The 23,376-nt window shown below is 64.5% G+C and carries 29 protein-coding genes; 13 read left to right on the top strand and 16 right to left on the bottom strand.

Going from position 1 to position 23,376, the window contains the following annotated elements; translation table 11 throughout:
* Positions 1 to 137 precede the first annotated feature (137 nt).
* Complete coding sequence (locus CH268_RS22490; protein WP_094665936.1) at positions 138 to 692, top strand: DUF3558 family protein; 555 nt, start codon at positions 138 to 140, stop codon at positions 690 to 692.
* Positions 693 to 718: 26 nt separating this feature from the next.
* Positions 719 to 1,105, top strand: coding sequence for a hypothetical protein (locus tag CH268_RS22485; protein ID WP_094665935.1), 387 nt, complete (start codon positions 719 to 721; stop codon positions 1,103 to 1,105).
* 274 nt (positions 1,106 to 1,379) lie between these two features.
* Here CH268_RS22485 and CH268_RS22480 read toward each other — a convergent pair whose 3' ends face one another.
* Together CH268_RS22480 and CH268_RS22475 are read right to left on the bottom strand one after the other, a co-directional pair.
* Positions 1,380 to 2,207 (bottom strand): SDR family oxidoreductase, encoded by an 828-nt coding sequence (locus CH268_RS22480; protein WP_094665934.1) that lies wholly within the window; start codon positions 2,205 to 2,207, stop codon positions 1,380 to 1,382.
* 167 nt (positions 2,208 to 2,374) lie between these two features.
* Positions 2,375 to 2,932, bottom strand: a complete 558-nt coding sequence (locus CH268_RS22475) for a helix-turn-helix domain-containing protein (RefSeq protein ID WP_032374611.1) — start codon at positions 2,930 to 2,932, stop codon at positions 2,375 to 2,377.
* 66 nt (positions 2,933 to 2,998) lie between these two features.
* On the opposite strand from CH268_RS22475, the gene CH268_RS22470 reads away from it, so the two are divergent.
* From CH268_RS22470 to CH268_RS22460, 3 genes are all read left to right on the top strand, one after another.
* The gene (locus tag CH268_RS22470) at positions 2,999 to 3,697 is read left to right on the top strand and encodes an AzlC family ABC transporter permease (protein ID WP_094665933.1); all 699 of its coding nucleotides are present in this window, start codon (positions 2,999 to 3,001) and stop codon (positions 3,695 to 3,697) included.
* Positions 3,694 to 4,005: an AzlD domain-containing protein gene (locus tag CH268_RS22465; protein ID WP_094665932.1), complete on the top strand. Its 312-nt coding sequence runs from the start codon at positions 3,694 to 3,696 to the stop codon at positions 4,003 to 4,005. The genes CH268_RS22470 and CH268_RS22465 overlap by 4 nt, the downstream gene beginning before the upstream one ends.
* Positions 4,006 to 4,436: 431 nt before the next feature.
* A complete protein-coding gene (locus tag CH268_RS22460; RefSeq protein ID WP_027494916.1) occupies positions 4,437 to 5,456 on the top strand; it encodes a DUF5914 domain-containing protein in 1,020 nt (339 codons plus the stop codon).
* A 1-nt stretch (position 5,457) separates the two neighbouring features.
* On the opposite strand, the gene CH268_RS22455 is transcribed toward CH268_RS22460, so the two are convergent.
* From CH268_RS22455 to CH268_RS22445, 3 genes are all read right to left on the bottom strand, one after another.
* Positions 5,458 to 5,925 carry an SRPBCC family protein gene (locus CH268_RS22455; RefSeq protein WP_027494917.1) on the bottom strand — a complete coding sequence of 156 codons (468 nt, stop codon included), beginning with the start codon at positions 5,923 to 5,925 and terminating at the stop codon, positions 5,458 to 5,460.
* Positions 5,922 to 6,266, bottom strand: coding sequence for an ArsR/SmtB family transcription factor (locus CH268_RS22450; RefSeq protein WP_032371450.1), 345 nt, complete (start codon positions 6,264 to 6,266; stop codon positions 5,922 to 5,924). Before CH268_RS22450 ends, CH268_RS22455 begins: the two co-directional genes overlap by 4 nt.
* A 63-nt stretch (positions 6,267 to 6,329) precedes the next feature.
* Positions 6,330 to 6,833 (bottom strand): GNAT family N-acetyltransferase, encoded by a 504-nt coding sequence (locus CH268_RS22445; RefSeq protein ID WP_094665959.1) that lies wholly within the window; start codon positions 6,831 to 6,833, stop codon positions 6,330 to 6,332.
* A gap of 229 nt (positions 6,834 to 7,062) precedes the next feature.
* Between CH268_RS22445 and CH268_RS22440 the strand changes: the two genes are divergently transcribed.
* Complete coding sequence (locus CH268_RS22440) at positions 7,063 to 7,512, top strand: Hsp20/alpha crystallin family protein (protein WP_027494920.1); 450 nt, start codon at positions 7,063 to 7,065, stop codon at positions 7,510 to 7,512.
* Positions 7,513 to 7,570: 58 nt separating this feature from the next.
* Complete coding sequence (locus CH268_RS22435) at positions 7,571 to 7,753, top strand: hypothetical protein (protein WP_032371449.1); 183 nt, start codon at positions 7,571 to 7,573, stop codon at positions 7,751 to 7,753.
* Positions 7,754 to 7,828: 75 nt separating this feature from the next.
* Here the strand turns inward: CH268_RS22435 and CH268_RS22430 are convergent, their stop codons facing one another.
* Genes CH268_RS22430 through CH268_RS22400 form a run of 7 tightly spaced genes read right to left on the bottom strand, consistent with a single transcriptional unit; the run spans position 7,829 to position 13,829 of the window.
* Positions 7,829 to 8,284, bottom strand: a complete 456-nt coding sequence (locus tag CH268_RS22430) for a GNAT family N-acetyltransferase (protein WP_094665931.1) — start codon at positions 8,282 to 8,284, stop codon at positions 7,829 to 7,831.
* A 49-nt stretch (positions 8,285 to 8,333) separates the two neighbouring features.
* The gene (locus CH268_RS22425) at positions 8,334 to 9,851 is read right to left on the bottom strand and encodes an NAD(P)/FAD-dependent oxidoreductase (protein WP_094665930.1); all 1,518 of its coding nucleotides are present in this window, start codon (positions 9,849 to 9,851) and stop codon (positions 8,334 to 8,336) included.
* Positions 9,848 to 10,585 (bottom strand): class I SAM-dependent methyltransferase, encoded by a 738-nt coding sequence (locus CH268_RS22420; RefSeq protein WP_032381923.1) that lies wholly within the window; start codon positions 10,583 to 10,585, stop codon positions 9,848 to 9,850. Before CH268_RS22420 ends, CH268_RS22425 begins: the two co-directional genes overlap by 4 nt.
* A complete protein-coding gene (locus CH268_RS22415; RefSeq protein WP_027494925.1) occupies positions 10,582 to 10,815 on the bottom strand; it encodes an RNA-binding S4 domain-containing protein in 234 nt (77 codons plus the stop codon). The genes CH268_RS22420 and CH268_RS22415 overlap by 4 nt, the downstream gene beginning before the upstream one ends.
* 43 nt (positions 10,816 to 10,858) lie before the next feature.
* Positions 10,859 to 13,045: a heavy metal translocating P-type ATPase gene (locus CH268_RS22410; protein WP_094665929.1), complete on the bottom strand. Its 2,187-nt coding sequence runs from the start codon at positions 13,043 to 13,045 to the stop codon at positions 10,859 to 10,861.
* Positions 13,042 to 13,290, bottom strand: a complete 249-nt coding sequence (locus CH268_RS22405; RefSeq protein ID WP_094665928.1) for a hypothetical protein — start codon at positions 13,288 to 13,290, stop codon at positions 13,042 to 13,044. The genes CH268_RS22410 and CH268_RS22405 overlap by 4 nt, the downstream gene beginning before the upstream one ends.
* Before the next feature lie 26 nt (positions 13,291 to 13,316).
* On the bottom strand, positions 13,317 to 13,829 hold the full coding sequence (locus tag CH268_RS22400; RefSeq protein WP_228139309.1) for a GNAT family N-acetyltransferase: 513 nt from the start codon (positions 13,827 to 13,829) through the stop codon (positions 13,317 to 13,319).
* A 104-nt stretch (positions 13,830 to 13,933) separates the two neighbouring features.
* On the opposite strand from CH268_RS22400, the gene CH268_RS22395 reads away from it, so the two are divergent.
* A complete protein-coding gene (locus tag CH268_RS22395) occupies positions 13,934 to 15,646 on the top strand; it encodes a cutinase family protein (RefSeq protein WP_094665927.1) in 1,713 nt (570 codons plus the stop codon).
* 22 nt (positions 15,647 to 15,668) lie between these two features.
* On the opposite strand, the gene CH268_RS22390 is transcribed toward CH268_RS22395, so the two are convergent.
* Together CH268_RS22390 and amaB are read right to left on the bottom strand one after the other, a co-directional pair.
* Entirely contained in the window at positions 15,669 to 16,901 is a 1,233-nt protein-coding gene (locus CH268_RS22390; RefSeq protein ID WP_141215180.1) for a hypothetical protein, read from the bottom strand.
* Positions 16,902 to 16,917: 16 nt separating this feature from the next.
* Positions 16,918 to 18,453, bottom strand: a complete 1,536-nt coding sequence (gene amaB / locus CH268_RS22385; protein WP_094665925.1) for an L-piperidine-6-carboxylate dehydrogenase — start codon at positions 18,451 to 18,453, stop codon at positions 16,918 to 16,920.
* Positions 18,454 to 18,577: 124 nt separating this feature from the next.
* Here amaB and lat point away from each other — a divergent pair, with 124 nt between their 5' ends.
* On the top strand, positions 18,578 to 19,906 hold the full coding sequence (gene lat / locus CH268_RS22380) for an L-lysine 6-transaminase (protein WP_094665958.1): 1,329 nt from the start codon (positions 18,578 to 18,580) through the stop codon (positions 19,904 to 19,906).
* Between the two features lie 73 nt (positions 19,907 to 19,979).
* On the top strand, positions 19,980 to 20,384 hold the full coding sequence (locus tag CH268_RS22375; protein WP_032373369.1) for a hypothetical protein: 405 nt from the start codon (positions 19,980 to 19,982) through the stop codon (positions 20,382 to 20,384).
* A 1-nt stretch (position 20,385) separates the two neighbouring features.
* On the opposite strand, the gene CH268_RS22370 is transcribed toward CH268_RS22375, so the two are convergent.
* Positions 20,386 to 21,243 (bottom strand): LysR family transcriptional regulator ArgP, encoded by an 858-nt coding sequence (locus tag CH268_RS22370; protein ID WP_094665924.1) that lies wholly within the window; start codon positions 21,241 to 21,243, stop codon positions 20,386 to 20,388.
* A 72-nt stretch (positions 21,244 to 21,315) separates the two neighbouring features.
* Between CH268_RS22370 and CH268_RS22365 the strand changes: the two genes are divergently transcribed.
* From CH268_RS22365 to CH268_RS22355, 3 genes are all read left to right on the top strand, one after another.
* Positions 21,316 to 21,933 carry a LysE/ArgO family amino acid transporter gene (locus tag CH268_RS22365; protein ID WP_094665923.1) on the top strand — a complete coding sequence of 206 codons (618 nt, stop codon included), beginning with the start codon at positions 21,316 to 21,318 and terminating at the stop codon, positions 21,931 to 21,933.
* Between the two features lie 122 nt (positions 21,934 to 22,055).
* A complete protein-coding gene (locus CH268_RS22360; protein WP_094665957.1) occupies positions 22,056 to 22,577 on the top strand; it encodes a mycothiol transferase in 522 nt (173 codons plus the stop codon).
* On the top strand, positions 22,574 to 22,966 hold the full coding sequence (locus CH268_RS22355) for a VOC family protein (protein WP_094665922.1): 393 nt from the start codon (positions 22,574 to 22,576) through the stop codon (positions 22,964 to 22,966). The genes CH268_RS22360 and CH268_RS22355 overlap by 4 nt, the downstream gene beginning before the upstream one ends.
* Before the next feature lie 4 nt (positions 22,967 to 22,970).
* Here the strand turns inward: CH268_RS22355 and CH268_RS22350 are convergent, their stop codons facing one another.
* Entirely contained in the window at positions 22,971 to 23,357 is a 387-nt protein-coding gene (locus tag CH268_RS22350) for a VOC family protein (RefSeq protein WP_441346994.1), read from the bottom strand.
* Positions 23,358 to 23,376 lie beyond the last annotated feature (19 nt).

Below are 23,376 nucleotides of genomic sequence, written 5' to 3'. Positions count from 1 at the left end.
GACCGGTCGGGTTTTGAAGTTTTCGTGAGTTGCTCGATTGCGAGCCGGAGCTCTCGAGTCCGGAGCAGGTGAACGGAACCAGCGCCGACTCCGTTGCGTCCAACCCGTAGATGGGCTCTTGGGAAAGGACAGTGCACATGCATCGAAGCAGTCGATGGGCGGCAATCGCAGTAGGTCTGCTCCTGCTCACCGCATGTTCGACGGGCCAAGACGGTACTGCAGTCCCCGAAGTCATCGCGACGACCAGCACCGCCGTCGCCGCACCGACGCCGTGGGATCCATGCACCATCCCCGACGACGCCATCGCGCAGGCGGGATTGAATACGGCCACCAAGGAGTCGGGGGTGTTCGGCAGAGATCAAAACGGATTCAAGATCTGTGGCTGGGAGGCCAACCCTCCGAGCAGCGAGTACTTCTTCTCAATATTCGTCGGATTGGAGAACATCGATTACATCGACGATCCGAGTTACTTCGACCGACTTCAACCCGTTCGAGTGGGCACGCGTAACGCCACCCAATACCAGCAACTATCTGCTGACTCGTCCCGAAACTGCGGAGTCGCCTTCGTGGCCGGCGCTGAATTGATCAGGGCCACGATCATCACCAGCGCGTTGGTACGCGACCCGCCGTATGCCCCATGCACGGAGCTGAACTCCTTGGTGGCAGTGCTCGACTCAGAACTCCCCAGCTGAATCCATCGACCGAAAGAGGCGACACCGTGACTGAAGCCAGGCCGGACCTCATCGCACACTGGCGAGACCTCAACGCCCAAGCCGACGCGGGCACCATCACGATTCCACCCGACGTCGCCGCGAAATGCGACGCGGCATGCGCAACCTACCTCGTACACCTCGCCAAGATGCAAGCTCAAGCAACCCAACTGAGCGAAGTCAAGTCCTGGGGCGACTTCAAGTCTGCTCAGGATTTGCAAAACAGGTTTGCTCGCCTGGCGACCGGCAAAAGCACGTCACTCGATGTCATTCTGCAGCAACACATCGACGTCATCGATTCGATGCGTACGTTGTTTCGGCGCTACTTCGAGGACACGGCCAACACGGATGAACGAACTGCTGCGAACATCGTCGCGCTCACTCCGGAGAATTGACGGCCTGCAGCACTATTCGCTGGACATCGACCTCGCGGTTGTCGTTGTCCAGTCGCCGGGACACCGGCTCGCAACTGCGAGAACGCCACCACTCGATCCGCGCCCTCAGCCGACAGGCACACCCCACCGACGAGGTGTGGATCCCGACGATGGGCGTGAATCCCCGCTCCCCCGCGTTTTCGTCGCGTCCGGAGCGTAGCTGCAAGCAAGCCTCCTGAGACGGATCAAGGCCGCCCAGGTTGGAGCCACACCTAGAGGTTCGTGTGGTGGAGACTCAGCCTCCGTGCGCCTCGACGGCCACTGGCTGCCACTCGCGCCAGTTCGCCAGGCGTGATTCGTAGTCCTTCGTCGCGATCTGGAGCGGTGCCTCGCCGAAAAAGACTCGCAGCGGCGGCTTTTCGGCGTCGACGACCTTGAGCAACGCCGAACGCGTAGCTACCGGATCGCCAGGAGTCGCCTGCCTTGCACTCCGCAGTTCGGCGGCCTTCTTCCGAATCGGGTCGTACGCGGCGATGTCAGTGGACTTCTTGGCAGACGGACCGGCCCAATCGGTGGAGAAACCACCCGGTTCGATCAGCGTCACATGGATACCGAAGTCCTCGACCTCCTGCGCCAGGGCCTGACTGAATCCTTCGAGGGCCCACTTGGACGCGTGGTACGCACCGACATTGGGGAATGCTGAGATTCCGCCGATGGACGACACCTGCAAGATGTGGCCGCTGCCCTGCTCACGCATGAACGGCAGCGCGGCCTGAGTGACCCATAGCGCTCCGAAGACGTTGGTCTCGATCTGCGCGCGGGCGTCCTCCTCGGAGATCTCTTCGATCATCCCGAACTGGCCGTAGCCGGCGTTGTTGACGACGATGTCGAGCGATCCGAAGGTCTTGTGCGCCAGGGCGACTGCTGCGAAGTCGGCAGCGCGGTCGTTCACATCCAGCTCGATCGGCAGAATCGCGTCGCCGTATTCTTCCACGAGATCGTGCAGTGTCGCCGTGTTGCGAGCCGTGGCTGCGACTCGATCGCCGCGGTCGAGGGCTGCAATAGCCCACTCGCGTCCGAATCCCTTGGAAGTACCGGTGATGAACCACGTCTTGGCTGTCATGAATCTCGCCCCTTCGCTACACGGACAAAAGTAAGGACGACGTCCGCTGCAAACGCCTCTCGGCGAGTGGTCGCTCGTAGCGACAAATGGGGTGAGGCCCGGGGCTTGCCAAGCGAACGCCGTCGAAAGAGTCCAACGAGGTGGGTACGCCGACTATTCCCCGCACGTCAGCTGTGTTCGGTGATCATCACCGCCATGGTGTTCGGCTCCAGCGCCTCGAAGATGTGCAGCGCGTCACCGGGGTAGGCGACGTAGTCGCCGGGCATCAGCTCGACTGCCTCGCCCACCGGCCCCACCAGGGCTCGTCCAGCGCTGAGCACAACGTGCTCGACCACACCGGGCGAATGAGGGTCCGAGCGCCTCGGCTCGCCGACGTCCGCGCTGACCAGATAGATGTCTCGTCGCGCGTTCGGCGGAGACGACGCCAGCAGCGTCGCGGAGTAGTCCGCCCGGTCCGACGCAAATCTTGGTCCCTCGCCCGCACGGATCAGGCGGACCGACTGCTTCGCGGGCTCGACCAGCCTGGAGAACGGCACGTCCAGGGTGACGCTGAGGGCCCAAAGAGTTTCCAGACTCGGGTTCCCCGTCCCCGATTCCAGTTGCGACAGAGTCGATTTAGCGATACCCGCACGACGCGCCACCTCAGCCAGCGAGAGGCCGACGCGTCGTCGTTCCTGCTGCAGAGCAGCAGCGATGGCCGCGATCGGTGGTCCGGCGTCCGCCATTCGTTCACTCCATCAGTACGTTCGTTTGATTTGACGAACAGCCTAACATCGTCCACTATAACGACCATGCGTTCGACATGGCGAACCCTGCAGGGGGTCAACATCCGCGACATCGCGTTGGTCTGTCTGGCCGACGCCTTGGTCGGGGCCTCGTTCGGTGCCATCGCCGTAGCCGCCGACCTGCCACTGTGGCTACCGGTCGTGATGTCCCTGGTGGTCTTCGCGGGCTCCTCCCAATTCATCTTCGTCGGCATCCTGGCCGTCGGCGGCAACCCCGTCGCCGCCGTGGCGAGCGCGTTGCTCGCGAACACTCGGCTCGTGCCGCTCGGATTCTCCATAGGATCCGTTTTCGAGAACGTCTCGCCATGGAAGCGACTGCTCGGCACCCACCTGATCACCGACGAAGCGGTCGCATTCAGCGTCGCCGAAGAAGACGAAGGACGGCGTCGAACAGCGTTCTGGCTGTGCGGAATCGGACTGTTCGTCACCTGGAACATCGGGGTGGTGATCGGCACTCTCGGTGGTGGCGCAATCACCGATACCGCCGCACTCGGACTCGACGCCGCATTTCCGGCAATCCTGCTCGGACTGATCATGCCTGCGCTCCGAGATCGGGGCACGCGCAATGCCGCACTCGTCGGCGCAGGGATCGCCCTGGCAGCGTCGATGTTCCTACCGAGCGGACTGCCGGTGCTCCTCTCGCTGATCGCCGTGGTGCCCGCACTGCTGTCCACCAAGCCCGCCGCAGGCAAGGAATCCGCATGAGCCTCACGATCCCGCTGATCGCCATGATCGTCGGCACTTTCGCGCTCCGCCTCATCGGCCCGGCCCTGCGCTCGCGCATGACCATCTCGCCCCGCATCGACCGCGTCATGTCCACCTCGGTCGCCGTCGTGTTCGTAGCCCTCATCGCCACCTCGACCCTGCTCGTGGGCAAGGACTTCGCGGGCTTCGCAGCCCCTATCGGCGTCACCGTCGCCGGAATCCTCGCCTGGCGCAAAGCACCCTTCGTCGTCATCGTGATTGCCGCTGCCGCGACCACCGCTGCCCTCCGCTGGATCGGTGTCGCCTGACCGAACCGCGGCACCCCAAGTCCACTAGATGTGACATTGACCCCCGAAAAGTCCACCAAATGTCACATTGAGTGCATCGGATGGGGAACACGGGTGACAGCCATCGCCCCTTCGCGGACTACCGACTCGGCAACAAGCCCGTTGCCACCCGGGCCACCTCGCTTACTGACCTGAGCGCCCACTATTTCTCTGCATCCACGGGATCCCGCGTTTCGAGCCGAATTGTGGGCGCTGACATCAGTTGACCGGCGCAGCTCGAACCGCCGACCCCCGCTGGACCCACCTGACCTCGCGCACCGCTCCCGTTCACCGGCACCCCGAGTCCACTGGATGTGACATTGACCCCCGAAAAGTCCACTCGACGTCACATTGAGTACCCCCGGGCGGGGACAATGGCGAATGAACACAATGTCTCGATGTGGGGAGCAGCAATGACCGCGCTGGATGCAGTACGACGACGTTGGCCGAAGACGATGCCACTTCAGCCGCTTCCGTCGGAGTCGTGGGCCAAGCAGGAGCCGACGTGGAAGGGTGCGAATCCCCAGGTCATCGAGTCGGCGTTGAAGCGTGCGAAGACTCGGACGTCGGGCAATTGGTTCGTTTTCGCTGCGAGTCGCGACGTGAAGGCCGACAAGCCGTTCGGTCGCTATGTCGGTACCACCGAGTTGGTTGCGTGGCGGGATTCGGCGGGCAAGGTGCATATCGGTCCGGGTGCGTGTCCGCATCTCGGGGCGGCGCTCGATACCGCGAAGATCGAGTGCGACGCGTTGGTGTGCCGGTGGCATGGGCTGGCGTTGGGTCCGAAGGGTAAGGCTGGCTGGCGGCCGGTTCCTGCGTTCGACGACGGTGTTCTGGTGTGGGTCCGGCTCGACGAGCTGGGCGGCGAGGAGCCGACGCCGGTGCCGGTGGTACCGATCAGGCCCCCTGCGTCGACGTCCATTCCTGGTGTCGTCACGTTGATCGGGAAGTGCGAACCGGACGACATCATCGCCAATCGCCTCGATCCGTGGCACGGCGCATGGTTCCATCCGTACTCGTTCGCGAGGCTGAAAGTGGTCAGCGCGCCCACCGACATCGATGTGCCCGAGGAGGACGATCGCTTCCTGGTCGATGTCACGTTCCGCGTCAGTCGCGGCATCGGTGTTCCCGTTCGAGCCGAATTCGTCTGCCCCGGCCCACGCACCATCGTCATGCGCATCCTCGACGGTGAGGGGGCGGGAAGCGTTGTCGAGACTCACGCGACTCCCCTGGCTCCTGCGCCCGACGGCACCCCGCGGACGGCGGTCATCGAGGCGACGATCGCGAGCTCGGATCGACCCGGCTTCCAGATGGCGCGCAAGGTCTCGGGATTGCTGCGTCCGGCGATGAATTTCACCGCCGCACGTCTGTGGAAGGACGACCTCGATTACGCCGAACGTCGTTACGAACTGCGCTCGACGGGTCGCGCGTGATCTAACTTTCGACGAGTGCGGCGAGTTGGCCGATGACGGTTCCCCATCCGTCTTCGAAACCCAACTCCTCGTGCATCTTTCGGTCTTCTACGTTGCGGTGCATCACGTGCGCCCGGTACTCCGTCCCGTCGGGATGGTCGGCAAACGTGATCACCGCGGTCATGAACAGTTGTGGGGCAGGTCGCCAACCTTCGACGAGGGAGTTGGTGAACACGATGCGTTCCTGATGGTCGACGGCGAGGAAGCATCCGTCGATGTGCGGTTCGAAGTCTCCTCCGGGTTCACTCATCAGCGTTCGGAATGCGCCTCCGGGCTGCAGGTCCCACGCATCCACTCGGCACAGAGTAGGTGCGGGAATCCACCATTTCTCGAACTTCGACGGGTCGGCCCACGCATCCCACACCGTCTCGCGCGGAACCGCGATGATGCGGGAGATACTCAGGTCGAGTTCGGGATCGAAGGAAGTCATTGCTGCTCACTCTCTTTCGAGGATCGGGTGACGAACTGTTCGAGACGGTCGGTTCTGGATTCCCACACGGACCGTTGCTGTTCCAGCCACGTGGAGGCCGCATCCAGGTTGGTTCGCTCGATCGTGCACGCGCGTACACGTCCGGTCTTGTGGGTGCGAATCCATCCGCTGCGCTCGAGTACATGAATATGTTTCATGAACGACGGCAGAGTCATGTCGAATGGTTCGGCCAGTTCCCCCACGGTGGCAGGCCCGGACCCTAGTCGGCCCAGTACTGCACGCCGCGTCGGATCGGCCAACGCTTGGAACACGTCGTCGAGGACCTCGGAATACTGAGCCATAAGGCACAGTATCTCCACGAGAATACTTAGCGCAAGGGCACAGTATCGTCGGCTCGCGTCGGACTAGCCACAACCATCAGTCTCGGCGAGGTCCTTGAAATACCGGGCGACAGGCCACCGCTCGAAACCACTCTTCTCGTAGACCGACCGCGCCGGCGCATGACCGGGATCGTCACCGGTCTCGACCATTACCATGCGCATTCCGGCGGATCTCACTCGCGCGAAAGACCGATCGAGGAGCGCCCTTCCGACGCCGGCTCGCTGCTGAGCTGGGTCGACCACCAGGACGTACACCTCACCCATGTCGTCGTTCGGGTGCAGGCGGGTACAGACCCAGCCGACCGGCGTGTCACCGTCCACGGCCACGTCCACGCTCTCGGGTTCGTCGTCGATGACGAATGCGAGATCGTCGTACTGACGTGCCTGCCACCCATGGGGATAGAAGCAGTCGTACACGAACGACGGGACCGCCTCCTGCACGAGCGGAAACACCGGTTCCCACGCGCGAAGCGACAGCGCGAGCAACTCGGCCCGATACCGGGGGACGTACGGCACGATGGTCACCATCGGACCGAGTGTAGATTGCAGCATTCGAGCGAGGCGGCGGTTCGACCGTCACACCGACTGCCGCACGCCACCCCCATTGCGCCGCAGCACTATTGGGTGGAGAGAATTTCCAAAAAAGTGCCGAAAAGGTCTTGGCACTCGCGGCATTCGAGTGCTAATTTCTGTGTTGCACAGTTGAGGAGCGCCTCGCCACAGGGGCGAGCGCATCTGGGTACAGGAGGTGGTTGCTGTGCTTCGTTTCGATCCGTTCCGTGACGTCGATTCGCTCACCTCGGCATTGTTGGGTGCGTCTACCGGTTCGGACCGCGCACCGCGATTCATGCCCATGGATCTGTACAAGGTCGACGATCACTACGTACTCAGTGCCGACCTTCCCGGCGTCGACCCGGGGTCCATCGACGTCGACGTCGATCGCGGCACATTGACGCTCACCGCGCAACGAACCGTGCCGGAAAGCTCCGGCGTGCAGTGGATTTCATCGGAGCGCTTCGCCGGAACGTTCCGTCGACAGATCTCACTGGGTGACGGCGTCGACACCGAGGGCATCTCGGCGTCGTACGACAACGGCGTCCTGTCGATCACCATTCCGCTTGCCGAGCGAGCGAAGCCGCGCAAGGTCGACATCGCTCGTGCAGAGCTGACCGGCGAGCAGAGATCCATCGAACACCAATCGACCTGATCCGTCACGCGCACAAGCACATCGAGCACTGTGAAACCACTCAGGGAGGGTGATGCATATGGAAACGGATACCGTGGTCTGGCCGGAATCTCCCGATCGTGACCAATGGTGGCGCACGGTTCTCGGGGTCGGGACCGAGATCCGTGAATGCGCCACGGCCGATCTACTGGATCAGCAGCGAGCAGAGCCGGTCGACGACGACCTCTACCCGCACGTACCGCGAGAGCCCGTCGCTGCGTAATCCGAACGACCGCAAGGCCGGCACCGACATTCGGTGCCGGCCTGCGTCATTGCCGCACCCGCCACAGGTCACAGGTCACAGGACCAACGAGTAGAACGTGCTCGACGGGTCCACGACGTAGTCGCCGAACGGGGGCACTGCGACGAATCCGTGTCGCTCGTAGAGGCGTCGAGCTGCGGCGAAGTAGTCCTGGGTGCCCGTCTCGAGGCTGACGCGCTCGAACCCCAGCCGCCGCGCCTCCGTCAGAACGTGCTCGAGCAGTTCGGACGCCACCCCGCGGCCCCGCGCGAAACGCGAGGTACGCATCGACTTCAGTTCCCCGTGTTCAGGAGTGAGTGTCTTCAGCGCGGCAATGCCGAGCAGTGCCCCGGCCTCCCACCCCGTCCACACCCGCATGTCCGGCCCGCGCAGGCCCGACAGATCCAGTGCGTGAACACTCTCTGCCGGGGACGTCGCGTGCATGTCCGCAAGGTGCTCGACGAGCAACGCACCGACCTCCGGCCGCGACAGATCGTCGACCTCGAGACGCATGCAACCTCCTGTCGTGAGTGGAAGTTCGACCCCTGCTACGAAGTACCACTCACCTGCGGCGAAGCCGCTCCAAAGCGTCGAACATCTTGAATCGTCCACTCGTGGGTACGGTTTCGATGTCGTGGCCGGTGACGCCCCAGCCCGCCAACAGGGTGTTCGCCGCCTGCAGTCCGGTGGTGGCGGCACGTTCCATGAGAGCCACGGGCAGATCGATCCGAATGCCGTCACCCGCGAGTACCAGCGAGGGCTCGGGGGTGCGCACGGTGGGCCGCTCGGCGAATGCTCCGAGGCCGAACATCGGACAGTCGTCTCGCCATTCGGATCGTTCCGCGACTACCTCTGCCGCAGCGGTCTCCGGGTAGATCTCGTGCATGCGAGCCATCAGCTGCGCGCGGGTGACCTCCTCGGATTCCTCGGCAGCGTAGGCATGCAGTTCGACGACCGAACCTCCGGTCCTCGCTGCCCACTCCGCGGCCTCGTCCTCGAACCGCTCGAGCACACTGATGTTGTCGATCGGAGGCATACCTCCGGTGCCGATGAACGCGGGACGATCGGCATTCACCGCCTTGCTCAGCCACACGCGGTGGACCATGAAAGGCGGGGTGTTCTGCAGCGCGCCGACCTGCTTGCGCCACGCCGGCGTCCCGAGCTCGGGGGATTGCTCGAGCACCCGCTGCAATCCGGCGATGTCGGTAGCGAGGACCACCGCGTCGGCGTCGATGATTCCGCCGGCGTCGACGCGGAACTTGCGCAGGCCACCGCGGGTGATCTCGCCACACGGAGTGGACGTTCTGATCTCGACACCGAGACCACTGAGATACTCCCCCAACGGGTTCCACAGTGCCTGAGGGTAGGGATCGCGGGGGACGTCGAAGATCAAACCCTCGGAGGAGCCGAGGAAGTAGATGTGGAACATCATCGCCAGTTCGGCAGCCGACATCTCCTCCGGGTCGGCGAAGAAGCTGCGGGAGAACACCCCGAACGCCAGATGGCGTGCCGCTTCGGGGAAGTTGATGTTACGCAGGAACTCCGCAGCGGGAGTGGTGTCGAGTTCGTCGAAGGTCTTCGGCACGCTCACCGTCATCAATGGCAGGGCGGCGATTCCGTTGAGATCGGTGAGGTCCTTCCACCGGAACGTCGGACTGCGCTTGACGAACGCGAACGCATTGAGCGGTGGCGTCTCGGGCAGACCCTTGAATCCGTCGATACGACCGTCGCCGTCGATCAGCGGGTAGTCGTCGACCGGGCGTAGACGCGCCAGGTCGGGGTCGGTGCGGCGCAGCAGGTTTCGCAGGTTGTAGTACTGCCGGAAGAACGCGTGGAAGCCGCGGCTCATCGTCGCGGGCGAGCCGTCCTCCAGCGTCGTGTCCCAGCCACCGACGCGGCCACCGAGGTAGCTTTCACGTTCGACAAGATGGACCTTGACGCCGCGTTCGGCCAGCGCGGTCGCGGCGCTCAGTCCCGCGATGCCGCCGCCCACCACCACCACATGCGGGACGTCGGCCAGCTGGCCTGCATCCGAATAGCCTTGCACCGCAGCATGGGTGACCTTCTTGGAATCGGTCAACGCTCTTCCTTCGCGGGTCGAGAGCCCAGGAACGTGTGCACCACACCGTTCTGCCATCCGGTCATCGTCTCTCGGGCGACACCGCTGTAGCCCGCACGCTGCATCCGTCGCATGAACGCCGATGCGCCGTCGAACGTGACGACGCTGCGCCACAGATGCCGATACAACGTGGCGTCTCGCGTTGCGAGCCAGCCGAGCGGGATGATGATGCCCCAGCTCACGACGTTCCAAGAGATTCGAGCACGCAGTGAATCGTGCACCGAGTATTCGTGGAACGCGATCGTCGAACCCGGACGCAGCAGCGCCAGTAGCGATTTGAGTTCGGCGTCGGGGTCGTCGACGTTCCTGATCAGATATGCGGCCAGGATGGCGTCGAACGGCCCGTCGACCCCGTTCACGGCCAGATCCTCCACCCGCGAGTGCACGAACGTGACGTTCGACGGCCAGTCCTTGCTCCGGGCGACCTCGAGCATCTCGGCGGACGCGTCGGCGGCGACGATCTCGGCGTGCGGTGCCGCTTCGAGCAGCGCTGCGGTGGACGCACCCGTACCGCAACCGATATCGAGCAGGCGCAATCCGCTTCCGAGATCGGGAATGCGGAGGCGCTGCGCGGACTTGACGAGGTGCTCGTGGTAGCCGGGGTTCGCTCCGACGAGTCGGTCGTACGCTTTGGCACCGACGTCGAATGCGCCGGGAACTTCGTTTCGCGGCAGACCGCGCTTACCGACCTTCACAGTGCCTCTTCCTTGCTCACGCGGGCAGCTGGCCCACCCTGGACCGATACGACATCTCCGTGCTGCAACTGCCGTCCGCGGCGGATGTCCACGTCCCCGTTTACGCTGACCAGGCCGTCGGCGATGATGCCCTTGGCTTCGGCACCGGATTCGATCAGGTTGGCGAGCTTGAGGAATTGGCCCAGCCGGATCGATTCGTCGCGGATGGGGACATCGTGTGCATCGGACATGTCTCCATCCTGTACTAGCGGGCCGCTCGCTGCTACCAACGAGTCACATCGCGGCGCGGAAGCGGCGCAATCGCAGGCTGTTGCTCACCACGAACACCGAGGACAGCGCCATTGCGGCCCCGGCGAGCATCGGGTTGAGCAGGCCCGCTGCCGCGAGGGGGATCGCTGCGACGTTGTAGGCGAACGCCCAGAACAGGTTGCCCTTGATGGTGCTCAGCGTGCGACGCGAGAGCCGGATAGCATCGCCGACGGCCCGTAGGTCGCCGCGGACGAGCGTCAGGTCGCTCGCCTCGATCGCTACATCGGTTCCGGTTCCCATCGCGAGCCCCAGGTCGGCGGTGGCCAGCGCTGCCGCGTCGTTGATGCCGTCGCCGACCATCGCCACGACCTTGCCTGCGGCCTGCAGTTCACGAACGGCATCGACCTTGCCCGACGGCAGCACACCGGCAACGACCTGATCGATGCCTACCTCCGCGGCGATCGTTCGGGCGGCGGCCTCGTTGTCGCCGGTGAGCATGACCGGCGTCAGGCCCAGCTCGCGCAGTTCTGCGACGGCCTGCTTCGACGTCGGCTTGACAGAGTCGGAGACCACCAGAACCCCGCGGGCCTTCCCGTCCCACCCGATCGCGACGGCGGTGCGTCCCTGGCGTTCGGCGTCGGCGAAGGCGTCGGCCAGTTCCGGTGGCAGAGGCATCGACCAGTCGGTCAGCAGGCTGCGACGGCCGATGACCGCGGCGCGACCCTCGACGACGCCCTGGACACCGAGACCCTCGAGGCTGGTGAACTCCTCGACGGACTGGGACGATGCCCCATCTGCGATGGCCCGGGCGATGGGGTGCTCCGAGCTCGATTCCAACGCTGCCGCCACGGCACGGACCACGTCCTCGTCCTCACCGTCGGCCACGTGCACCGAATGCAGTGTCATCTCACCGGTGGTGACGGTGCCGGTCTTGTCCAGCACGACGGTATCGATGCGGCGGGTCGATTCGAGCATTTCGGGGCCCTTGATCAGAATCCCCAGCTGCGCCGCCCGACCGGTGCCGACCATCAGTGCTGTGGGGGTGGCCAGCCCGAGTGCGCAGGGGCACGCGATGATCAGGACGGCTACCGCCGCCGTGAAGGCAGCGGCCACCGAATTGCCGGTGCCGAGCCAGAATCCGAGCGTTGCCACCGAGATGGCGATGACGATCGGCACGAAGATTCCCGAGATGCGATCGGCCAGACGCTGGGCCTGAGCCTTGCCGGTCTGCGCATCTTCCACCGCCTTCGCCATCTGCGCGAGCTGGGTGTCTGCACCGACTCTGCTGGCGCGCACGGTAATTCGACCACCGACGTTCACCGTGGCTCCGGTCACCGCGTCGCCGGCCCCGACCTCCACCGGCACCGACTCGCCCGTCAGCATCGACCGATCGACGGCCGAGGATCCACTCTCGACGGTTCCGTCCGTGGCGATCTTCTCACCCGGACGAACGACGAACAGATCGCCGACGGCGAGCTGATCGATCGGAATCTGCTGTTCCTCATCGCCTTTCAGCACAGCGACGGTCTTGGCACCGAGGTCCATCAGTGCGCGCAACGCCGCACCGGCCTGCCTCTTGGACCTGCTCTCGAACCACCGGCCGGCCAGGATGAAGGTGGTGACACCCGCAGCCGCCTCGAGATAGATATTGCTCGCCCCGTCCATCCGCGCGATCGTGAACTCGAACGGATGCGTCATGCCGGGCTCACCGGCCGTACCGAAGAACAGCGCATACAGCGACCAGCCCAGTGCAGCAAGGGTTCCCATGCTCACGAGGGTGTCCATCGTCGACGTCCCGTGCTTCAGGTTGGTCCACGCGGCGCGGTGGAACGGCAGCGCTCCCCAAACGACGACCGGCGCGGCGAGAGTCAACGACAGCCACTGCCAGTTGGTGAACTGAAAAGCCGGAATCATGGCCATCGCGATCACCGGAATGCTGAGCACTGCCGAGACGACCAACCGCTGTTTCAGCGGATCGGTAGGGAGATCGTCCTGTGGCTCGGCGGCGGGCAGCGTGGCGGTGTACCCGGCAGCTTCGACGGCGGCGATCAGGTCTTCGGTAGCAACACCGTCACTGGTGACGCGCGCCTTCTCGGTGGCGTAGTTGACCGTCGCCGATACCCCGTCGAGCTTGTTGAGCTTGCGCTCGATGCGGTTGGCGCACGACGCACAGGTCATGCCGCCCAGAATCAGTTCGATTTCCGTACTCATCCCCGATTCCCTTCTGCCTCGATGACGAATGTGGCCGTGCGGACGACACCCTGATGCTGGAAGTCCGGATGAAGCGCAGATGTTCCGTCATGCGACTCCTGGTCGGAATGCGTCGGTTCGCTGGGCGACGCGTCGGGTCCGATCGCGTGGCCGACGAACAGGGCAAGAAAGAAGACGAGGGCTATCCCGACGCCGAATCCGACGAGCTTGGTCGGGGCGCCGAGTTCCTGTCGTGTGGAGTTCACATCCCTACCCTACCCCCCCAGGGTATCTAGTGGGTAGTGCCGATCGCCTTCTTGAAGCCGACGTGTGAGGCAGTGAAGCCCAGACGGGTGTAGAACCGGTGGGCATCCACTCGACGCGAGTCGGACGTCAGCTGCACCAGAGCGCACCCTCGCCGCGTGGCCTCCTCGATCGCCCACTCGATCAACGCGCCACCGAGCCCGCGGCTGCGCCAGGTAGCGGCCACCCGTACGGCTTCGATCTGAGCGCGCAACGCACCACCTCGCGCCAGTCCCGGAATGACCGTCGACTGCAGAGTTCCCACCACCTCGTCACCGTGCACGACGACGACCAGCACGTTCCGTGGATCGGAGGAAATGTCCTCGAAAGCGGTGCGATATCCGTCCATGTTCTCGACGGATTCGCGCGTCGCGCCCAACTGGTCGTCCGCCAGCAGCGCCACGATCGACTCGAGGTCCGACGCCACCGCCTCACGCACGACGCAGGTCGATCCATCGGTCAGAGCTAATTCCATCGGTGTCATTCGGTCGTGAAAAGTCATGTCCACGACGGTAAACGAAGCGTTTTGTAACGCGAACCATCCGAGCGACGAAATGCCGGGTAGCCCACTGGCAATTGCAGTCGGGATCGGTTCGGGCGTGGATGATGGGGATCGAAAACATGAATGGTGGCAAGTCGAAGCGTGTGCGCATCGCGCTCAGCGCGTTTGCGATCGGCGCACTCGGTGCCGGAGTGCTGGTAGCAGCACCCTGGTCTGCGTCGGAAACGAGTGTCGAGGCCTCCGTCGAGCTGGTCTCGACATCGACCTGCTACGACATGGTGAGCATCGCCATCGGCGGACGCGGCGACACCCCACGCGAGGGCGTCAAGTGGCTGACCAAGCCCGACGGCACCCGCCTCCCCGCAGCGATGTCCGGTGACTACTCGAGCGACTGGATCGACCAGGCCGTGCGAGCTCCGAACAACGGCAACGTGGTTCCCGACTCCTACGCCGCGGTCTACGTCGAGTACCCGGCCGACCTGGCGAGCTACGAGAACGCCGTGCAGACGGGCGTCACCAACTCGCAGACCATCATGAAGGAAATCTCCGCGTCCTGCCCCAAGACTCGCTTCGCCATCGTCGGCTACAGCGAAGGCGCAGACGTTGCTCGCCGCACCGCCATGGAAATCGGCAATCAGGCCGTTCCCGAGGACGGCAAGTACGGCATCATCGACCCCTCGCAGGTCGTCGGCGTCGTCATCTTCGCCGACGCGGGACGCGTCGCAGGAGAGGGACCGTTCCCCGGTGCCGAGAACCCGTTCAGTAACCCGGACGGTTTCGACACCAAGTACCAGAACGGCAACAACGCCATCCCCGGACAGGGTGCATTGCCGGGAACGTCGGGCGGCTTCGGCGCACTCGACGGACGCGTCGCGTCCTTCTGCTCCGACGGTGACCTGACCTGCGCACTGCCCGCCAACACGTCGCTGATTCACCTGGCCGCCAACGTCGGTCGACAGGTCAACGCCGATGCGCTGCAGAACGAGAACCTCACCCCGGCCACCGGAGCCGACCTGGCTCTGGCACTGGGACGCATCGCAGTCAACGCCTTCAACGACATTGCGTCGCAGCCCAATTGGATGCAGAGCGACGAGACCTTCCTCGACGTACTGATCAAGGTGTCCGAGCCCAACTACAAGCCCGGCACCGCAACGACCCCCGTCTCGGCCAAGGTCGACGGTGAAGAGCCGATCGAGACCGGCCAGATGGTCGACATGGTGTACCTGCCGCAGAAGATCTTCAAGGAGATCACCGGGTTCATCTCGTCCAACCAGAACACGATCCCGGTCATCATGAACGATCCCTACGGCCTGACCCTCGGGCCCGGCTCGGGACACCACTTCGACTACTGGCGCGACGCCGACGCCGCCAACGGCAAGCCACTGACCTCGGTCCAGTACGCCGCAGCCTGGCTGACCCAGCTGGCCGAGCAGGCCAACCGGGGCGAGCCGGTGAAGACCAAGGAAGTACAGGAGAAGGCAGGCCGCGCAGCAATCCAGGCCATCGCCGCCACACCCGAGACCACCACCTCGGCAACGGCAACTCCGACGGCAACGACGCCGGCACCGGTCACCACCAGCCCCGCTGCGCCGGCCGCCCCCGTTGCGCCTGCTCCCGCCCCCGCGGCCGAGGTGCCGGCACCCGCACCGGCACCGGCTCCCTCTGCCGAGCCTGCAGAACCGGCCTGCACGACTCCGGTCGAGGGTGAGCCACCCGTCGAGGGCGCACCGCCGGTATGCGTCACCGCACCCGCCACGGAAACGCCGGTCACCCCCGAGGCCGCAGCTCCGACGACGACGGTCGCACCGACCCCGTAGGTGTGTGGAAACTCGTAGCCCACTACGAGTTTCCACGCACGACGGGTGAGCGACGCGCCAGCAGAACAGCGGCACCCGTCACCACAGCAAGAACCACGAGCCCGGCCACCGACAGCACCAGGTGGTCGGGCTCGCTTGTGCGTGAGATGACGGATTCATCCATGGACAACGACGGTGTGTAGCCGGCGGACACCACGGTCACGGGCAGGGCCATGACGAACACCGCCGGCAGTGAGATCGCCAGAGATCCGGACGACGTCGCCAGCGCGGAGACCAGAACATAGGCCGCAACGAGCGGCAGAGCGAACTGCGAGACGATCGGAATCTCGACGTAGTTCTCCGTCAGGCTCGTAGCAGCGATGACGAACAGGCCGCCCAGCCCGATGTACAGCTGCGGCCACCGGTAACCGATCCCGGCTCCCGCGACCAACAGTGCTGCGCTCGCGCACAACCGAGCGGCATCTCCCGCGGCGAAGCCGGAGGTGCCCAGGGCCGTCGCCGATACTGCGAACAGCACCAGCAGCAGGCGTCCGTCGCGCCCAGGAACTAGGAACGACGCCAGCAGCGCAGTAGCCGTCATACCGACGAGAGCCCCGAGCCACTCGACACTCCGCGTATCGGCATCTGCCGCAATCCAGCTCAGGACGCTGGCCACGACGGGCAGCGACAGGCCGACGAGCAGAATCCGCGAGGTCTCGGGTGGCTGCACCACCTCGTGGCGGCGTGCCAGGAACAACGTGACTGCCGCGGCCACTGCAGCGATCACCATGACGATCGCGCGCTCGGGAGCCACATCGTCCTCGGCACCGACCACATCCCAGACGAAGACGGGACCGTCGTTCGCCTGCATCAGCGCATCGAGCCAATAGCCCAGCAACCCGGCGCCCACAACCGAGACACCCAGGGCGGCCTGTGCACCACGGTGGTGTCCCGACAAAAGCGCGGCCGCACCCAGCAGCACACCGGTGCCCACTGCAGCAGCCCAGTGCCCGAGTATGCCGGGCACCATTCCGACGGTCTGGAACACCACGACGAGCAGCGCTGCCATCGCCACGATGGTTGCAGTTGGTGCACTGGCCCGGGCCGCGGCGACCGCCGTCCCACAGGCAGCGACGGCAACGACTGTGAGCCCGTTGACAATCGACCAGAACGACCCGAATTCCGCAGTGCTGTTCACCAGTGACTCGACGGGGCCGATGTCACTGATGGCATAGCCGAGAACGAAACCGGCCAAGAGCATCGACAGTACTTTCATACTGCCGATCATGCCGTCAGCCGAATTTCACTCCCTGCGCCAGGGGCAGTTCGTCGGAATAGTTGACCGTGTTCGTCGCCCGACGCATGTAGGCCTTCCATGCGTCCGAACCTGATTCGCGTCCGCCACCGGTTTCCTTCTCGCCGCCGAAAGCACCGCCGATCTCGGCACCGGAGGGACCGATGTTGACGTTCGCGATGCCGCAGTCCGATCCCGCAGCCGACAGAAAGCGTTCCGCTTCACGCAGGTCGGTAGTGAAGATTGACGACGAAAGTCCCTGCGGCACATCGTTGTGCAGGGCGATGGCCTCGTCGAGGGTGTCGTAGGTGAGCACGTACAGGATGGGCGCGAACGTCTCGTGCCTGACGATGTCGGTCTGGGCGGGCATCGTCACGATCGCGGGCTGTACGTAGTACGAATACTCGTCGACGACATTCACGCGCTCACCGCCGACCACCACCGTTCCGCCGTCGGACTTGGCGGCCACGAGCGCCTTCTGATAGCCGGCGAACGCGCCCGCGTCGATGAGCGGACCCACCAAAGTGTCTCTCTCCAAGGGAGATCCGATGGACAGCGTCTCGTACGCCGCGACCAACTTGGCCACCAGTTCGTCCGCAACCGAGGAATGCGCGATGACGCGTCGGAGCGAGGTGCACCGCTGACCGGCCGTACCCGCAGCCGAGAACACCAGCCCGCGCGTCGTGAGATCGAGGTCTGCCGACGGCGTCACGATCGCCGCGTTGTTGCCGCCGAGTTCGAGCAGCACGCGCCCGAATCGCTGCGCAACCCGCGGCGCAACAGCCTTGCCCATCCTGGTCGAACCGGTTGCCGACACCAGAGCGACACGCGAATCATCCACCAGCGCTTCACCGGACGCTCGGTCTCCGATCACCAGTTGAGCGATCTTGGGATCGACACCTGCAGCGGCAGCAGCACGCTCGAACAGAGCCTGCACGCCGACGGCAGTCAGCGGGGTCTTCTCCGACGGCTTCCAGATGACGGTGTCCCCGGCCACCAACGCCAACGCCGTGTTCCAGCTCCACACCGCAACAGGGAAATTGAACGCTGTGATGACGCCGACGACACCGAGCGGATGCCATTGCTCCATCATGCGATGCCCGGGGCGTTCGGTGGCAATGGTGTTGCCGTACAGCTGACGTGACAGGCCGACGGCGAAATCGCAGATGTCGATCATCTCCTGCACTTCCCCGAGCCCCTCGGAGACGATCTTGCCGGCCTCGATGGAGACCAGGGCGCCGAGGTCCTCCTTGTGCGTACGCAGCAGTTCCCCGAGTTCTCGGACCACCTGACCCCGCGCCGGTGCCGGCACCTGCGACCACGAGACGAACGCCGCAGCTGCGTCCGCGATGACACCGTCGACGTCTGCGGCAGAGGCCGATGCCAGCGACGCCAAATTTCCGCCGGTGATCGGCGATCTTGCGGTGATCGCGTCGGGACCGGCCGGCACGTCGAGCGCGATCGTCGCACCCAGCCGGTCGAGAATGGCGCGCGTACGCACACTCAGCTCGTCGTGGGTGATGGATGCAGACATGCGCGTACACCTTCCGTGGAGAGAATCGAACCGTCGGACATAAGCCTACCGACGGGGGTTACAACAGTATTATTTCCTGTTCAATGGTCTTGCTTACGGAATATTAACGCGTATGTTCGTCATCATGACGCAAGTATTACAGCGCACCGGAGTACCCATCGACGCCTCGACCGCCCGCGGCGTGATCGGTGAACACCTACTGGCCGACGGTTTCGAGCTGGTCCTGGACCTCGACGCCTCCACCGGGTCCACCCTGGTCGACGCCCGAGACGGCACCCGCTACCTGGATCTGTTCACCTTCTTCGCGTCCAATGCCCTGGGTATGAACCACCCCGCCTTGATCGACGACCCCGAATTTCGGGCCGATCTGATCCAGGCAGCCATGAACAAACCCAGCAACTCCGACATCTACACCGTGCCGATGGCACGTTTCGTCGACACCTTCGCCCGGGTGTTGGGCGATGCTCGGCTACCGCACATGTTCTTCGTCGAGGGCGGTGCGTTGGCGGTGGAGAACGCATTGAAGGTGGCATTCGACTGGAAATCGCGATGGAACGAGCGCAAGGGAATCGATCCGTCCCTGGGCTCGCAGGTGATGCACTTCGAGCATGCGTTCCACGGGCGCACCGGCTACACGATGTCCCTCACCAACACCGACCCGAACAAGGTCGCGCGCTTCCCGAAATTCGACTGGCCCCGAATTCCGTCCCCATTCATCAGATCCGATGCGAACATGGACGAGCTCGAAGACGCGTCGTTGACGGCCGCGCGGCTGGCCTTCGAAGCCAATCCGCACGACATCGCCTGCGCCATCATCGAACCCATCCAGGGCGAGGGTGGAGATCACCACTTCCGGCCCCGCTTCCTGCAGAAGCTGCGCGCGCTCTGCCACGAGTTCGACGCACTGTTCGTCATGGACGAGGTGCAGACCGGAGCCGGAATGACCGGTACCGCGTGGGCTTTCCAGCAGCTCGACGTCGTCCCGGATGTGGTCGCCTTCGGCAAGAAGGTCCAGGTCTGCGGCGTGATGGCGGGCGGTCGCGTCGACGACATCGGCGACCACGTCTTCGCGGTCAGCTCCAGAATCAACTCGACGTGGGGTGGCAGCCTCACCGACATGGTGCGATCGCGTCGAATATTGGAGGTCGTCGAAGCCGAGAACCTCATCGAACGCGCCGGCCGACTCGGAACAGTGCTGCTGAAGCAGTTGCAGGAGTTGGCGACTCGACATGCGATGGTCTCCGAAGTTCGTGGACGCGGACTCATGTGCGCCTTCTCCCTGCCCGACGCCACGACCCGCGACCGAGTGATCGAACTGTTGCGCACCGAGGAGCACGTACTCGCGTTGGGTTGCGGCGACGCGGCAGTGCGATTCCGGCCGGCACTGACGGTCACCGAAGCCGAACTGACACAGGCAATCGAGTCCATCGATCGGGTGTTGAGTCGGCTCTGACCCACCGCGTCAGGTAATCCTTGACACCAGCCGCAGCCTTCTGTCAGGATAAACCTGACACAGGAGGTGGATCATGGATCCGATCGAGCTGGCCGCCGAGGCCGACATCACTGCGGCAACACGGGCGGTCGTGACGGCCGCAGCCACCGAGGCCGGTCGCAATGCCGACGAGATCATCGGCACCGGCCCACTGCCGGGCACACCGGAATGGGAGGCAGAGCAGTCGACCGACCTGCCTGCACGACGGAGCCTCGCGTGGCATCTGTTGAGTCTTCGTGTGCAACTGGCGGCGGGGCTCGACGGCATCGAAACCGTTGTGGTGTTGCGCGTTCAGGGTGCGACGTGGGCGATCATCGGCCAGGCGGTCGGCATGTCTCGTCAATCGGCGCACGAGCGATGGGGTGCCCGCGCGGCAGCGATTCTCGATCCCGTGGGCGATGGGCAGCCCGATATCGTTCCGAACGACAGTCCGGCGTGACTCACCGCAGCACGGTCGCTGCCGCGGCTGCCACGGCGTCGGCCGCTCGCTGCAGTGCAGGCGACGACAGCGACCACTGCTGCCAGTACAGCTGAACGTCTTCGATGCCGTCGGCGTCGAAGCACCTCAGCGAGTCACAGTCCTGGAGGTCCGGGATCATTCCCCAGCCGAAGCCGAGTTCCACCGCCCGCGCGTAATCCGAGGACGCCGGAACGAGGTGCCGGGGCGGAGTATGCGAATCGACGCCTCGGTGCCGTAAGTAGTTGTCCTGCAATCGGTCGTCGGCGTCGAATACCACCACCGGCGCGGTGCTCAATGCCTCGGTCGTCGCACCGGGGCCGAACCATCGTTCGATGAACCTTTCGGTGGCCGACGGCCGGTAGCGCATGGCACCGAGGGGTCGGACAGTACATCCGCGGACCGGCTCGGACACCGATGTGATTGCGGCAGAGACGATTCCGTCGTGCAGCAACTGGGCCGTGCGGTCCTGGTCCTGGCGATGCAGATCGAAGGTCGTCGTACCGGCGAGTGGCGCGAGCGCAGGCAGCACCCACGTCGCCATCGAATCGGCATTGACGGCAATCGAAATGGGGGCCGAGACGCCGTCGTCGTTGAGCTCGGCCCTCGTCTGATCCGTCAGCGTATCGATCTGACGAGCCAGGCGCAGTACCGCGGCACCCGACTGGGTGGCCACCACCGGTTTCGTCCGCTGCACCAGGGTGCGCCCCAACGACGCTTCGAGCGACTTGATTCTCTGGCTTACTGCCGACGGGGTCACATGCAATGCACGTGCGGCAGCCTCGAATGTTCCACCGTCGACTACTGCTTTCAACGCTCTGAGCTGCTCGATCTCCACAATATGAAGCTACACTTACCGATGGTGAAAAACATTCGCTGGCTCTAATGCTGGTCGACTCCTAGCGTGAACAGCATGACCTCGCTTGCCGCAGCACAATCGACATTGACCGGACTGGGAGTCGGCCTGTCCCTCATCGTCGCCATCGGTGCGCAGAACGCGTTCGTCCTGCGTAAGGGCCTGCAACGCACGCATGTGCTCCCGGTGGTTGCGGTGTGCGCGCTGTCCGACGCCGTGCTGATCGTCGCCGGGGTGGCGGGCATCGGCGTCCTCGTGGACCGGTTTCCGCTCGCGTTACGCGTCGTCACCGTGCTCGGAGCGCTGTTCCTCCTCGTCTACGGGTTGATGGCGCTGAACCGCGCCCGCACGCCTGCCGCGATGACCACCGACGGCGGCGGCGGGGGCTCGCTGATCGCCGCTGTCGCAACGTGTCTCGCGCTGACGTGGCTCAACCCGCACGTCTACCTCGATACCGTCGTATTTCTCGGGTCCATCGGTAACCGGCAGCCGGGCGAGCTTCGGTGGTGGTTCGCCCTCGGTGCAGTGCTCGGCAGCGTGCTCTGGTTCACCGCTCTCGGATACGGATCGCGCGTGCTCAGCCCCCTGTTCGCGCGGCCGATGGCGTGGCGGGTCCTCGATCTCGGTATCGGAATCATGATGCTCACCCTGGCCGCGCTGCTGTTGTTCGGCTGAGTCTGCCGCGCCGACGGAGCGCGAGCAGTGAGCTGAGTGTCCACAATTCACGATCGCGGCCCTCATCCCGATTTCGCATCCACAGAATGGACACGCAGCCCACCACCCGATACGAAGGACCCATGGCACAGCTGACGACGTTCCCGGAGCCCGATTCCTCCTTGTCCGATCCCGCCGACCTGTTCGTCGAGTACCTGCGCTTCTACCGCGGTGAGCTCGCCCGGCGGATCACCGCGTTGAGTGACGACGCGCTGGCCACGTCGGCTGTGCCGTCGCAGTGGACTCCCCTCGAGATGCTCATCCATCTTGTGTACATGGAGCAGCGCTGGTTCGTCTGGGGGTTCCTCGGGCGCGCCGTCGACGATCCGTGGGGCGACAAAAAGGACGGATCCTGGCATGTGCCGACCGACGTGCCGGCGGCGGCATTGCTCGCGCGCCTCGACGACGGCGCTCGACTGACCGAGCAGGTGCTGCGGTCTCATCGCATGGACGACGTGGCCACCCTGGGTGGACGATTCACCGAAGAACAGCCCACCCTGATCTGGATCTGCTTTCATGTACTGCAGGAATACGCCCGCCATCTCGGCCACCTCGACGTCGCCGTCGAACTGACCGGCGGGCCCACAGGCGAGGGGCCGCAATGAGAATCAACATCACCAGTGTGTTCGTCGACGATCAAGACAAGGCACTGGCGTTCTACACCGACGTACTGGGCTTCGTGGTCAAGCACGACATTCCCATGGGCGGAACAGATCGCTGGCTCACGGTCGTATCTTCTCAGGAGCCGGAGGGCACCGAGCTACTGCTCGAGCCCAGCGGTCATCCGGCAACCGGCCCGTTCAAGACGGCACTGTTCACCGACGGCATTCCGTTCACCCAGTTCGCCGTCGAAGACGTTGCCGCCGAACACGATCGGCTTGTCGGACTGGGTGTCAGCTTCACTCAGGAGCCCACCGAGATGGGCCCGGTGATCACCGCCGTGTTCGACGACACCTGCGGCAACCTGATTCAGATCATCGCTCCGGTGAGCTGACCGGTCACACGTTCGCGTACAGATCGACGGTGGTGCCGTCGGGATCGTGCACGACGGCATAACGCTGCCCCCAGAACGCATCCCACGGCTGCAGGTGCCCTGTGTATCCCGCGTCGGTCACCGCCCCCCACGCGGCGTCCACTCCGGCGGCCGTGCCGCAATCGAATGCCAGCGCGACGCGATGGCCTCCGCTGGGCGCGGTCCACGTCGGATCGAACGAGGTGATCGTCGAGGGTAGGTCGAACAACAACCGAACCCCACCGAGGTCGACCTCCACATGTTGCTCGGCGTCGGCGTCGGCCGGAATGTCCAGTCCCAGAACGCGGTAGAACGCCAGTGCAACTGCCATATCGGCGACGACGATTTCGATTCCTGCCAGACGTGGTTTCACCCGGACAAGGCTAGCCACG

Origin of the sequence: Rhodococcus sp. 06-1460-1B, assembly GCF_002258475.1 — a bacterium.
GTDB classification, from domain to species: domain Bacteria; phylum Actinomycetota; class Actinomycetes; order Mycobacteriales; family Mycobacteriaceae; genus Rhodococcoides; species Rhodococcoides fascians.
Note: the sequence above shows the minus strand (reverse complement) of the source record. Positions and strands in the feature narration are given on the sequence as shown.